This window comes from Secundilactobacillus sp. MJ173, from assembly GCF_059704265.1.
This window is the reverse complement of the sequence record NZ_BAAKGN010000064.1, coordinates 35,775-48,426: the sequence shown is the minus strand read 5'-3', so window position 1 is coordinate 48,426 and position 12,652 is coordinate 35,775. Positions and strand designations below refer to the sequence as shown.

Sequence of the window (12,652 nt, the reverse complement as noted above, 5' to 3'; positions counted from 1 at the left end):
TTAAATACACCACGGTGTCAGTGAAGCGTTGGCTGGCATCGTGGTGTATTTTATATCATTATAATAATTTAACGTACTGAGCCCGAATGACCGTAGCATCGGCCATCTGGTACCATTTAAGCTGATAAGTATCAGTGTATTCACCAGTAATTTGAACTTTTGTACCATCCGCAATTAGCTTCACTGCCTGACCATTTGGCCGGTCGTAAGTGTGCAGCGAATGACCGGCAACAAAATCGATGACAGCAGCTTGTTTAATCGGTGTAAAGTTTATGGGGGTACGTTGGACAATTTGTTGATTTTCTGGCCGTTCAGTCTGGGTGACGTTTTTTCCATTGATCCATTGCGGACCACCCAAATTGAACCAGGTTTCACCGTTTTGAGTGTTGATCCGAATAAACGCGCGCCAAACTGAATTCTTCGGGAATTCGTAGCCATACATGTCGCCATCTGGCTGATTTAAGATTCGAGTATCAGCTAGTAATTTAACGAAAATACTGATTCGTTGAACAGCTGTCCAAGTGTTACGGCGTAGCATGACGATGATGGTCTGTGCTTGTTCAGTAAAATGTCCCGTGAGCGAGCGACTGGCCTTGATCAAGTGAAAGCCTTCAACGACTGCTGTACTAAAGGCGAAAGGTTGATTAACAGCACCAGTTTGGATAACCGGTGGCGCAATCATTTCTCGGGTATCGTAGTCAACGGAATACATGATCACCGGGTGACCCAGTTTTTTAGTGTACTGCAGTGTCATGATGCGATATGGGCTGTTAAATACAGTGGTAAAGCCGATGATATGAAATAGCAGATAATTTTCGATATGACGAGGGCTAAAGTGGATTTTTTCACCCAATTGGCCATTGAGCCACTGGGGTTTTGCTAGTGATTGATTTTGATCATCCAGATACAAAATTAGCATTACTGCGGATGCTGGTTGGAATTTAACCGTTTTTTCGGAAGTTACCTCTGCAGCGGAATCTAATTCAGAAGTGCTCGTCTCAGGGCTGGCTTGAATAGTTAGCTGATGAGCTGACTTAACACCAATACGTCTGTTTCTTAGGGCGGGTTTCTCTGGTGAAACTGTTTTTCTCCGGCGAGAGGGGGTTCGTGGTCGATTTTTAGTCATTAATTTTCGTAGTCGATCAAAAAAAGCCATGCAGATCCTCCTCTCAATGTAACGTTACCTCTAGTATACCCCAACTGTTAGGTTGCGGAAACGGTTTCGCGGAGATATTGGTTGTTGAGAATACAAAAAAGCTCGGCTACCAGATAAGTGATAGTCGAGCTCTCATTAGACATTACTTCTTAGTCTTGTTTTCACTAGTTGCAGGTGCAGCTGGTGATTCCTCAGCAAGCGTAATGTCACCATTTTCAATCTTCGCCACTAAATTCTTAACGTCACTGTGTTCCAAGTAGAAGTCGGCAATCCGGTCTTCTATTTGTTCTTGAATCACACGACGCAGTGGTCGAGCACCCATGGCTGGATCATAACCTAATTCCACAAGTTTTGATTCAACGGGTTCAGTCACGTGAACGTGCAGGCCTTGGTTAGCAAGCATACCGTTAACATCAGTAATCATGAGGTCAACGATCTTCATCAAGTTCTCCTTAGTGAGGGAGTTAAATTCAATGATGTCGTCAAACCGGTTCAAGAATTCAGGCTTGAAGTAGTTGGTTAATTGATCAAGAACGGAGTGGGTCTTGCCAGAAACTTCAGCACCAAACCCAACGCTTGCTTCAGCATCGCCAGAACCGGCGTTAGAGGTCATGATGATGATCGTATCCTTGAAGGAAACCGTCCGGCCTTGTGAATCAGTCAAACGGCCATCATCCAAGATCTGCAAGAACATATGCATGACATCTGGGTGGGCTTTTTCAACTTCGTCCAGTAGGATCAAGCTGTAAGGGTGGCGACGAACCTGTTCAGTCAACTGACCAGCTTCTTCGTAACCAACGTAGCCAGGAGGCGAACCAATCAGCTTAGCCACTGAATGCGGCTCCATGTACTCAGACATGTCAAACCGGATCATAGCCTCCGTTGAACCGAAAAGTTCACGGGCTAGTTGCTTAGCCAACTCAGTTTTACCAACACCAGTAGGTCCAACGAATAGGAATGAGCCAATTGGGCGACCAGTTCCATTGAGACCGATTCGGTTACGACGAATGGCTCGGGATACTTTGTCTACGGCATCGTCTTGGCCAATCACGTGGCTCTTTAATGAACTGCCCAAGTCACGTAACTGCTGCTGTTCCTTGTTTTGAAGTTCACCGACTGGAATGCCCGTCTTTTCTTCAACAATTCGCTGCATATCTTCCTCGGTAACTTGTGGTTCGTCATCGGAAGAAGTGGTACCGGTTTGTGATTTTTTAGCTTCTTCAAGTTTGTTAACTTGATCGCGGTAATAAGCGGCTTTTTCGTAGTCTTCCTGTTTTAAAGCGGCCTGTTTTTGATCTTCAGCCGACTTGATTTTATCATCGATGGTCTTTGGATCAACCACGTTAATGGTCAAATTCTTCTTAGAACCTGATTCATCAAGTAAGTCGATGGCCTTGTCAGGTAAGAAACGGTCTTGAATGTAACGATCAGATAATTTAACCGCTGCTTCAAGCGCGCTGTCCGTATAGTGGACGTGGTGATAGTCTTCGTATTTCTTCTGGATACCCTTTAAAATCTTAACGGCTTCTTCAGGAGAAGGTTCGTTTACAGTAACAGGCTGCAAACGACGAGCCAGTGCTTGGTCCTTTTCAATATCACGGTATTCATTTAAAGTTGTCGCACCGACTAACTGGAATTCGCCACGGGCAAGGGCTGGTTTTAAGACGTTACCAGCATCCATACCGCCTTCAGCATTACCAGCACCCACGATTTCGTGGATTTCATCGATAAAGAGGATGACGTTAGGGTTATCGGTAACTTCCTTCATTAACTGCTGCATCCGTTGTTCAAATTGACCACGGATACCAGTTCCTTGAACCAGGGAAACCACGTCAAAACGGATAATCTTCTTATTTTGTAGTTTTTGTGGTACGTCACCGGAGACGATCTTTTGAGCTAAGCCTTCAACCACCGCCGTTTTACCAACACCGGCTTCACCGATTAAAACGGGGTTGTTTTTGGTTCGTCGATTTAAAATTTCGATGACGCGAGAAATTTCACGATCACGGCCAATCACGGGATCAATCTTGCCTTCACTGGCTAATTGGGTGAGGTCTAACCCGTATTGTCCTAGTAGGCCACCGTTGCCATTACCATTTTGGCCACCGCCGTTACGGGGACCGCTTGGTTGTGTAGGTGGTACTTGTTGCTGATAGCCTTGAGGATTGCCATTAGGGTTACCGCCTTGCATGGCGCGGAAAATATCATCTAGGTTACCAAAACCAAATGGATCTTGTGCCATTTGTGCGCCTCCATTTCCAGGATTAGAGTTATTCTGCTGATTTTTTAGAAGTTGATAGCAATTTTGACAAAGATCAACTTGCTGTCGCTGACCATTCACATTCAGGTACAAATGAATCGTCGCTTCACGTTGATGACAATTCTGACACAGCATATCTTGACTCCTCTCTTATTAAAGTAGTCAAATCAGTCACTGATCAAAAGTTTGACCAATCTTGACCTTTAAACATATTATACAATATTCAAGTGTTTTCGCAAGTCATTTGCTCGCACCTCTGAGATAAAATTAGCACCATCACTACTCGAGTGCTAACTCAAGTTATGTTTTACTTCATTTTGGCTGATGTTGCAAGCAGTTTGACTGAATAATCGGCAATTTCGGGTAAATGATTTTTTTCAGCAGCTTACGCCTTCTATTAAGAACTGACTTCAGCCTAGATGTTATGGTACAATATGTTGACTAAATTTTTTCGTGCTGTGGAGGTGACAGCCTTGGCTGAAGACTATGCCAATTTGATGGCGCAGCTAAAATCGGGCGAACTAGATGAATTTACAGTTGAGCCAGCAGAGTTCATGGCGTTCCAAACGGCCTACATGCAATTTGAGTCCCGTAAGCGGATCGTGGGTAACGCTGAGAAAAACGGTAAGATCATTTATCATTATGACCATGACCAAACACAGTAAATAGACAATGTAAGCGGTTGATTATTTTTCTCAACGGCTTGTATTTTCTTGGATAAATTGATACTCTTAGTGTAAAGGTGTTTTTCTATTTATTTCATAAAAGCTGTACCTATGAAACTAATGAAAAGTAGCCCAATTTGTTTTTAGCAGATAAAGGAGATCGATATATTATGGAAAAGCGCAACTTTCGGATTACCGCAGAAGCTGGTATTCATGCCCGTCCTGCAACCCTGTTAGTACAAGCAGCTAGCAAGTTCAATTCAGACATTAACTTAGAGTATGATGGGAAGTCTATCAACTTGAAGTCCATCATGGGTGTCATGTCATTAGGTGTTGGCCAAAACACTGACGTTACTATCTCTGCTGATGGTGACGATGAGACTGAAGCTATGGAAGAAGTCGCTAAGACGATGAAGGCTGAAGGTCTTACTGACTAAAGCTCCTGCAATTATACTTACTGATCAGTAATGGCTTGCCGCAATTTGGTAAGCTAATGACATCAACTACGGTTCACTCAGAATATTTTATTTCTGGTGAACCGTTTTTATGTTTTAAATTAAGAAACGGCAAAGGGGCTTGCACCTCAGTGGGGGATAAGTTATCGTTATTGATTGAAGAAACTCGTTCATTTAAGTCTCACGGCCATTGTCCAGGTGCGGTTTTCTATTCTTGCAATCAACATACCTAACCAATATAATTATCAACAACGAGAAAACGGAATTAATGATAGGGGGGATTTTGTCGTGAACATAGGGTTATTTACTGACACATACTTCCCTCAAGTGAGTGGTGTGGCAACTTCAATCAAAACACTGCGGCATGAGTTGGAAAAACAAGGGCATCAGGTGTACATTTTTACGACAACTGATCCACACGTGGAGAAAGATGTTTATGAACGCAACATCTTTCGTTTTCCCAGTGTGCCATTCGTTTCATTTACCGATCGGCGAATTGCCTTTCGGGGCCTTTTGCATGCCTATCAGCTAGCTAAGGAATTGAATTTGGATATTGTCCACACGCAAACAGAGTTTTCCATGGGGATGATCGGCAAATTTGTCGCTCGAGCTATGAAAATTCCGTGCATTCATACGTACCACACCATGTATGAAGACTATTTGCACTATGTTGCTAATGGTAAAATTTTGAAGCCAGTGCACGTTAAGCAGATGACGTTAGCTTTCTGTAGCCATTTAGATGGGGTTGTTGCCCCAAGTGAACGGGTCATCGATAAACTTAGCGAGTACGGTGTTAAAGCACCGATTCGGGTGATTCCAACTGGGATTGATCTGGAACAGTACGAGCCGGATGAAAACGAACTTGATGTCCGAGAAAAGTACCACGTTCCTGCTGATGCACCAATGATGTTATCGTTGAGCCGAGTGGCTTATGAGAAAAATATTAAAGAGCTCATCGATGGGTTCGCAGCCATTTTAAAAACCATTCCCAACGCCTACTTAATGATTGTTGGTGATGGTCCCGCTAAAGAAGATCTCGAGAAGCAAAGTCATGATCTGGGGTTAGATGATCAGGTGATTTTTACCGGCGAGATTAATAATAATGAAGTTTCGGCCTTTTACCACGCTACTAATTTGTTTGTTTCGGCTTCTGAATCAGAATCTCAAGGGCTGACGTACATTGAAGCTCTAGCCTCAGATAAAAAGATTCTGGTCAAAAGCAGTCCCTATACGGATGACCTGCTAAAGGATCCGGAGTTAGGCGCAACGTTTAAGACACACGATGAAATGATCGAAAAGATGATTGAGTATCTTAAGCATGATAAAATTGCTGATCGTACCGCTTTAAATCAAACTTTAAAGCAGGTCTCAAGTGAAACATTCGGTGAACGAATCGTTGCCTTCTATCGGGATGCGCAACTTAACTATGAAGAAGCCCATGAAAGTTCAGCGGATGTTAGTAATTAAGAATTAAGAAACGGAGCTATGTATGTTAAAAATCACAATGTTTTCGGCGGCAGATTCAGTTAAGGGTCAGGGTGTGGGCAGCGTCTACACGGAGCTGGTTCGCTTGTTAAGAACCCGTGAGTCTGACCAGATTACGCTTAAAATCAATCAATATGGTCGCAGTGACATCAGCCATTATCATACAGTTAACTTTCCGTATTACTTGTCGACTTTTATGCCTGGACGGGGGCGTAAAGTCGGCTTTGTACATTTTCTGCCCGAAACCTTAGAAGGCAGTCTGAAGTTGCCCAAAATTGCAAAGGCTGTTTTCTATCGTTATGTGATTGCGTTTTACAAACGGATGGACCAGTTAGTGGTGGTTAATCCGTCGTTTATTTCTAAGTTAGAAGCTTATGGCATCAGTAAAGATAAGATAACTTACATTCCCAACTTTGTCAGTGCCGAAACGTTTCATCCTGCTGATGACCAACAAAAGCAGTCGTTGCGAAAACAATACGGTTATCCTGACCAATTTACCATTCTGGGTTCTGGTCAGGTTCAGGTCCGCAAAGGGGTCTTCGATTTTATCGAATTAGCAAAACGGCATCCCGAAATCCAGTTTATCTGGACCGGGGGGTTTTCCTTCGGACGCATTACCGATGGCTATGAGGAGTTAAAACAAGTGGTGGATAATCCACCCGAAAATTTGAGCTTCCCGGGCATCATTGACCGCGACCAATTGGTAGATTACTACAACATGGCCGATTTATTTTTACTGCCATCATATAACGAGTTATTTCCAATGTCTGTTTTAGAGGCGTTTAGTACCCACACACCAGTACTACTGCGTGATTTAGACTTATACCACGCTATTATTGAAGGGGACTATGCTGCTGCCCAAGATGTGGAAGAAATGGATCAGATCATCTCTGATTTAAGTTCAAACTCAGAAGCACTGCTGGCGCTTAAAAAGAAAGCCGAACAGGGCGCAGACTATTACTCAGAGGAACGATTAGCCAAGATTTGGCTGCAATTCTATACTGAACAGACCAAAAGAGGTTAAAGACTATGTCGAGACGCAATAAAATTGCATTGTTCCTCATTATATTGCTGGGTGTTTCGATTTTCGGCTATTCATTACGGGACATTAAGCTCAATATATTAATTCGTGATTTTACGACGATTCACCAAGGTTGGCTGTTGGTGGCGGTTGGTTGTATGCTGCTGTACTTTATGCTGGAAGGCTTAGTGGTTAAAGTCTTTGCGGATGAACGGCTGGGACAGTATTCGTTTAAAAGCGCGCTGCGAATTCCGTTGATCGAGCAGTTATTCAATGGCATTACGCCTTTTTCGTCAGGCGGTCAGCCAGCTCAATTAATTGCCATGCTTCAAAGCGGTATTGATGGTGGCAAAGCCAGCTCAATTTTGTTAATGAAGTTCATTGTCTACCAAGCGATGATCGTGATTAACTTCTTGATCGCTCTGATTATTGGCTTTCATTATATGGTCAGTAAGATGAGTTACTTATCGCTGTTTGTGGTGTTTGGTTTTGTCATTCACTTCGCAGTGATCGTCGGTTTATTTTTAGTGATGTTTTGGCCGCAATTTACCAAGAAGGCCATGCGCGTTGTGATGATGCCGGTTCGCTGGTTTACTAGTGCTGAAAGGACGAACGCTTGGATCGTTAAGTTGGATACCAAGATTGATTTATTTTATCAGGAAAGTGTGCAGTTAATCGGCCAGTGGAAGCTGTTGCTGAAAGTGGTGGTGATTACTTTCTTCCAGCTCGTTTTTTACTACCTAGTGCCGTATTTTATTATGCTTTCGCTAGGGTACACTCAGGCCAACATTGTGATGATCACTTCTCTGCACGTTTTAATCGTGATGGTGATTTCAATTTTCCCAATACCTGGTGGGTCAGGCGGAGCTGAATACGCCTTTACGGTACTTTTTGGTTCGTATATCACGAATTCAAGTAAGTTGGTGCTTGCGATGTTACTTTGGCGGTTACTGACGTATTACTTAGGGATTCTTGCTGGTATGATCGCATTGACGGTCAAACCGGATAAAATTAAAGCAAAAGTTTGAGGTGGCGGAATTAAAGGCCACGTTAAACGTTAAAGATAACCTGATTATTGGCTTACAAAGCTGATAAATCGGGTTTTATTAGTTTATGAGACCACCTTGCCTGTCAGCCATTATTCATGTTACAATCTCATAAGCAAACATACGTTTACGTAAATTATAGAACTGGAGCTATCATATAATGTATGAGTATTTAAATGGTAAGGTTGTCGATATTCAACCTGCTTATATCGTGTTGGATGTTAACGGAGTTGGCTATCTGATTCGGGTGGCGAACCCCTTTAGGTTTGAAGTTGGTGACAACTTGACTAAAATTTATATTCATCAAACCATTAGCGATACAGCTCAAACGTTATATGGATTCAGTTCGTTAAAAGAAAAGCAGCTGTTTGAAAAACTGTTAGCCGTATCTGGCATTGGCGCGAAGAGTGCACTGGCTATTTTGGCAAATGGTGATCAACAGGCTATTGTCGAAGCAATCAGTCAAAATAACGTGACTTATCTCACTAAATTCCCTGGTATTGGCAAAAAGACCGCCCAGCAGATTGTTTTGGATTTGAAGGATAAGTTAGAGGACTTTTCAGCTAACAGCTTATTTGACCAACCAAAGACGGTGATTTCAACAACGGATAACGCTGCTTTGGCAGATGCCTTAGAAGCACTAGCGGCGCTGGGCTATAAAGATCGAGATATTAAACGAGTTGAAAAAGGGTTGCAGAACGAGCCTGAACAGACCACGGATGCTTATTTAAGTGCTGCGCTAAAATTATTAACAAAGTAGAAAAATTGGGATAAGAAGGGGGTGAGCAGATGGCTGAAGATGACCGAATAGTTGCGGGCGACAAACAAGATGAGGCTGAAACGTCGATTGAACAGTCGTTGCGGCCAAGCCGTTTGGCGACTTACATTGGACAAACGGCTTTAAAACGAGAACTGAGTGTTTATATTCGTGCCGCTAAAAAGCGTGAAGAGGCATTGGATCACGTGCTGTTGTATGGGCCTCCTGGATTAGGTAAGACTACGTTAGCTATGATCATTGCCAGTGAAATGCAGGTGGGGATTAAGACCACTAGTGGACCAGCAATTGAAAAGACGGGCGATCTGGTGGCACTGCTCAATGAATTGAATCCAGGCGATGTGCTGTTTATTGACGAAATTCATCGTTTGCCAAAAGTGGTGGAAGAAATGTTGTACTCTGCCATGGAAGATTTCTTTATTGATATCGTTGTGGGACAGGGTCCAACAGCTCACCCGATTCATTTTCCGCTGCCACCCTTTACACTGATCGGTGCGACTACCCGGGCTGGCTTACTGTCAGCACCGCTTCGTGATCGGTTTGGCATTGTGGGTCACATGGCGTATTACAACACAGACGAATTGGAGCAGATTGTAAAGCGGTCAGCTAGAATCTTAAATTCGCCCATCCAAGAGGAAGGCGCGCACGAAATTGCACTTCGCTCTCGGGGAACACCACGAATCGCTAATCGCTTACTAAAGCGAATCCGTGACTTTGCTGAAGTTTCGGAACATCACGATTCCATTGATCGGTCCATTGTTCAACAGGCACTGACAATGCTGCAGGTTGATGACGAGGGGCTGGATCAGACGGATATTAAATTATTGGAAACAATGATCCGCTTTTATAACGGTGGACCAGTTGGTTTAAATACGTTGGCTGCAAATATTGGGGAAGAAACCGATACAGTAGCGGAGATGTACGAACCATTTCTCTTACAAAAAGGGTTTATTAAACGAACTGCCCGTGGGCGAATGGTAACACCACTGGCATATGAACACCTTGGGATTACACCAGACAACAAGTGAAAGGACCTTCATAATGACACTAACGACGGAAGATTTTGATTACGATTTACCACACGAACTGATTGCCCAAACACCGATTGAAAAACGGGATGCCTCACGGTTACTTGTTTTAGACCACGAAACCGGGGAGATGACTGACAAGCATTTTTATGACATTCTTGATTATTTGAATCCCGGCGACGCTGTGGTAATGAATAACTCTCGGGTGATGCCTGCGCGAATCTATGGTATTAAGGAAGAGACGGGTGGTCATGCTGAAGTATTGTTACTGCACAACACTAAGGGTGACGAGTGGGAGACACTGATGAAGCCGGCTAAACGGATAAGAGTGGGGTCTGTCATCAGCTTTGGTGACGGGTTGTTAACCGCTACGGTGACCAAGGAACTGGAACATGGTGGTCGGATGATCGAATTTCACTACGATGGCATCTTCATGGAGATCCTTGAAAAACTTGGTGAAACACCATTGCCACCTTATATTAAAGAGAAACTGGATGATCCAGAACGGTATCAAACAGTTTACGCCAAAACACCAGGTTCTGCTGCTGCCCCAACTGCTGGTCTGCATTGGACTAAGGAATTGTTGCAAAAGGTGCAGGATAAGGGTATTAAGCTGGTTTATTTGACGCTTCACGTGGGCTTAGGGACTTTCCGGCCAGTAGACGAAAAGAATATTGAAGATCACAAGATGCATTCGGAATTTTACCAACTGTCGGAAGAGTCAGCCAAAACGTTGAATGAGGTTCGTGAAAACGGCGGGCGCATCGTTGCTACTGGGACGACTTCTATTCGGACGTTAGAGACGATTGGGACAAAGTTTAATGGAGAGATCAAGGCCGATTCTGGTTGGACGGATATCTTCATTAAACCAGGGTACAAGTGGCAAGTCGTTGATGCCTTTATCACTAACTTCCATTTGCCGAAATCGACACTAGTGATGTTAGTGGCCGCCTTTACTGGTCGCGATAACATTTTGAATGCTTATCAGCACGCCATCGAAGAACGTTATCGTTTCTTTAGCTTTGGTGATGCGATGTTCATTAAATAGTACTTGTTCGGCGACCTTTTGCTGTTGATAGATAGCAAGGGGCCGTTGTTAGTTAAATATGGAGGAACAAATATGGAACCAGCGATTAAATATCGCCTTATTAAAACTGAAAAAGACACGGGTGCCCGATTGGGTGAACTAATTACACCCCACGGTACGTTTCCAACGCCGATGTTTATGCCGGTAGGAACGCAAGCAACCGTTAAGTCACTGGCACCTGAAGAACTAGATGAAATGGGTGCGGGTGTGATCTTAGCGAATACCTATCATCTGTGGCTTCAGCCAGGGGAAGACCTGGTTAAAGAAGCTGGCGGTTTGCACAAATTCATGAATTGGCAAAAGCCGATTTTAACTGATTCTGGTGGCTTTCAGGTCTTCTCTTTAGCTGAAAACCGTAACATTACGGAAGAGGGGGTTCACTTCAAGAACCCTGCTAACGGTGACAGAATGTTCTTGTCACCTGAAAAAGCCATGCAGATTGAAAATGACTTAGGGCCTGATATCATGATGAGTCTGGATGAATGCCCACCGTTTTTTGAGAGTTATGACTACATTAAACATTCGGTTGAACGGACATCCCGTTGGGCTGAACGAGGCTTAAAGGCCCACGCCAATCCTGACTGGCAAGGGCTATTCGGTATTGTTCAAGGAGCTGGGTATGAAGATTTGCGTCGTCAGTCCGCTCATGATCTGGTCAGCATGGACTTCCCTGGATATTCAATTGGTGGACTTTCAGTGGGTGAATCCAAGGCTGAAATGAATCGAGTCCTTGATTTTACAGCACCCATGCTACCAACTAACAAGCCGCGTTACTTAATGGGCGTTGGTTCACCAGATTCGCTGATTGATGGTGTGATGCGTGGCATTGATATGTTTGACTGTGTGCTGCCAACACGGATTGCTCGTCGTGGTACTTGCATGACAAGTCATGGTCGTTTAACGGTAAAAAATGCCAAGTACGCTCGCGACTTTTCGCCCATTGATGATCAATGTGACTGTTATACCTGCCGAAACTACACCCGTGCCTACATCCGGCATTTGTTCAAAGCGGATGAGAGTTTTGGTTTACGATTAACCAGTTACCATAATTTATATTTTTTACTGCACCTGATGCAAAAAGTGCGTGAAGCCATCATGGCAGACAATTTACTGGATTTTCGGGCTAATTTCTTCGAAGAATACGGATATAATCAGCCAAATCCTAAAAATTTCTGATATTTGATAGACTGATAGCCGAATTTTTGTTAAATTATAGAGTAGACAAAGGTGGGTGAAAGAATTTGAACGTTTTAGCAAGCTCGAACGCTGGGGGTTACTCCAGCATGTTGTTGATTGTGGTAATGATCGTTGCGATGTATTTCTTGATGATTCGGCCACAACGTAAGCAACAAAAGAAGCATCAAGATACGTTGAACCAACTGAAAAAGGGCGATCACGTTGTTACCATTGGTCGACTTCACGGTGTGATCGATGAGATCAACATGGAAGCTAAGACAGTGACACTTGACTGTGACGGCATTTATTTAGTCTTCGACTTAAATGCCATTGCATCAGTGACCCAACGTTCTGCCGCTAGTGAAGTAACTAGCGTTGCAGCAGCTGAAGAAAAACCAGCTGAACCAACTGAAGAAGATAAGGCTGAAACGCCTGAAGAAACACCTTCAGACGTAACAACTGATGATTCAACAGATGATACCAAAGCTGAAAAGTAGC

12 protein-coding genes are annotated in these 12,652 nt (G+C 43.6%); 10 read left to right on the top strand and 2 right to left on the bottom strand.

Annotated features, from left to right (window positions below; genetic code table 11):
- Positions 1-58 precede the first annotated feature (58 nt).
- Positions 59-1,156, bottom strand: coding sequence for a MucBP domain-containing protein (locus AC6H04_RS10315; RefSeq protein ID WP_497571586.1), 1,098 nt, complete (start codon positions 1,154-1,156; stop codon positions 59-61).
- A 142-nt stretch (positions 1,157-1,298) separates the two neighbouring features.
- The gene (locus AC6H04_RS10310; RefSeq protein ID WP_497571585.1) at positions 1,299-3,551 is read right to left on the bottom strand and encodes an ATP-dependent Clp protease ATP-binding subunit; all 2,253 of its coding nucleotides are present in this window, start codon (positions 3,549-3,551) and stop codon (positions 1,299-1,301) included.
- Positions 3,552-3,889: 338 nt separating this feature from the next.
- Between AC6H04_RS10310 and ykzS the strand changes: the two genes are divergently transcribed.
- The 10 genes from ykzS (at position 3,890) to yajC (ending at position 12,651) form a co-directional block, all read left to right on the top strand.
- Complete coding sequence (gene ykzS, locus AC6H04_RS10305; protein ID WP_497571584.1) at positions 3,890-4,081, top strand: protein YkzS; 192 nt, start codon at positions 3,890-3,892, stop codon at positions 4,079-4,081.
- Between the two features lie 170 nt (positions 4,082-4,251).
- Complete coding sequence (locus AC6H04_RS10300; RefSeq protein ID WP_098825719.1) at positions 4,252-4,518, top strand: phosphocarrier protein HPr; 267 nt, start codon at positions 4,252-4,254, stop codon at positions 4,516-4,518.
- A gap of 306 nt (positions 4,519-4,824) precedes the next feature.
- Positions 4,825-6,003: a glycosyltransferase family 4 protein gene (locus AC6H04_RS10295; RefSeq protein ID WP_497571583.1), complete on the top strand. Its 1,179-nt coding sequence runs from the start codon at positions 4,825-4,827 to the stop codon at positions 6,001-6,003.
- 22 nt (positions 6,004-6,025) lie between these two features.
- A complete protein-coding gene (locus tag AC6H04_RS10290; protein ID WP_497571582.1) occupies positions 6,026-7,045 on the top strand; it encodes a glycosyltransferase family 4 protein in 1,020 nt (339 codons plus the stop codon).
- A 5-nt stretch (positions 7,046-7,050) separates the two neighbouring features.
- On the top strand, positions 7,051-8,070 hold the full coding sequence (locus AC6H04_RS10285; RefSeq protein ID WP_497571581.1) for a lysylphosphatidylglycerol synthase transmembrane domain-containing protein: 1,020 nt from the start codon (positions 7,051-7,053) through the stop codon (positions 8,068-8,070).
- A 178-nt stretch (positions 8,071-8,248) separates the two neighbouring features.
- On the top strand, positions 8,249-8,848 hold the full coding sequence (ruvA, locus tag AC6H04_RS10280) for a Holliday junction branch migration protein RuvA (protein WP_497571580.1): 600 nt from the start codon (positions 8,249-8,251) through the stop codon (positions 8,846-8,848).
- A 29-nt stretch (positions 8,849-8,877) separates the two neighbouring features.
- The gene (gene ruvB, locus AC6H04_RS10275) at positions 8,878-9,891 is read left to right on the top strand and encodes a Holliday junction branch migration DNA helicase RuvB (protein ID WP_497571579.1); all 1,014 of its coding nucleotides are present in this window, start codon (positions 8,878-8,880) and stop codon (positions 9,889-9,891) included.
- Between the two features lie 13 nt (positions 9,892-9,904).
- The gene (gene queA, locus AC6H04_RS10270; protein ID WP_497571578.1) at positions 9,905-10,939 is read left to right on the top strand and encodes a tRNA preQ1(34) S-adenosylmethionine ribosyltransferase-isomerase QueA; all 1,035 of its coding nucleotides are present in this window, start codon (positions 9,905-9,907) and stop codon (positions 10,937-10,939) included.
- Positions 10,940-11,011: 72 nt separating this feature from the next.
- Complete coding sequence (tgt, locus tag AC6H04_RS10265) at positions 11,012-12,154, top strand: tRNA guanosine(34) transglycosylase Tgt (RefSeq protein WP_497571577.1); 1,143 nt, start codon at positions 11,012-11,014, stop codon at positions 12,152-12,154.
- 107 nt (positions 12,155-12,261) lie between these two features.
- Positions 12,262-12,651 (top strand): preprotein translocase subunit YajC, encoded by a 390-nt coding sequence (gene yajC, locus AC6H04_RS10260; protein WP_497571576.1) that lies wholly within the window; start codon positions 12,262-12,264, stop codon positions 12,649-12,651.
- Position 12,652: the final 1 nt, after the last annotated feature.

Excerpts from the sequence above, each read along its gene's own strand:
- AC6H04_RS10315 (WP_497571586.1), bottom strand. The coding sequence starts at position 1,156 with ATGGCTTTTTTTGATCGACTACGAAAATTAATGACTAAAAATCGACCA.
- AC6H04_RS10310 (WP_497571585.1), bottom strand. The coding sequence starts at position 3,551 with ATGCTGTGTCAGAATTGTCATCAACGTGAAGCGACGATTCATTTGTAC.
- AC6H04_RS10300 (WP_098825719.1), top strand. The coding sequence starts at position 4,252 with ATGGAAAAGCGCAACTTTCGGATTACCGCAGAAGCTGGTATTCATGCC.
- AC6H04_RS10290 (WP_497571582.1), top strand. The coding sequence starts at position 6,026 with ATGTTAAAAATCACAATGTTTTCGGCGGCAGATTCAGTTAAGGGTCAG.
- AC6H04_RS10285 (WP_497571581.1), top strand. The coding sequence starts at position 7,051 with ATGTCGAGACGCAATAAAATTGCATTGTTCCTCATTATATTGCTGGGT.
- ruvA (WP_497571580.1), top strand. The coding sequence starts at position 8,249 with ATGTATGAGTATTTAAATGGTAAGGTTGTCGATATTCAACCTGCTTAT.
- ruvB (WP_497571579.1), top strand. The coding sequence starts at position 8,878 with ATGGCTGAAGATGACCGAATAGTTGCGGGCGACAAACAAGATGAGGCT.
- queA (WP_497571578.1), top strand. The coding sequence starts at position 9,905 with ATGACACTAACGACGGAAGATTTTGATTACGATTTACCACACGAACTG.
- tgt (WP_497571577.1), top strand. The coding sequence starts at position 11,012 with ATGGAACCAGCGATTAAATATCGCCTTATTAAAACTGAAAAAGACACG.
- yajC (WP_497571576.1), top strand. The coding sequence starts at position 12,262 with ATGTTGTTGATTGTGGTAATGATCGTTGCGATGTATTTCTTGATGATT.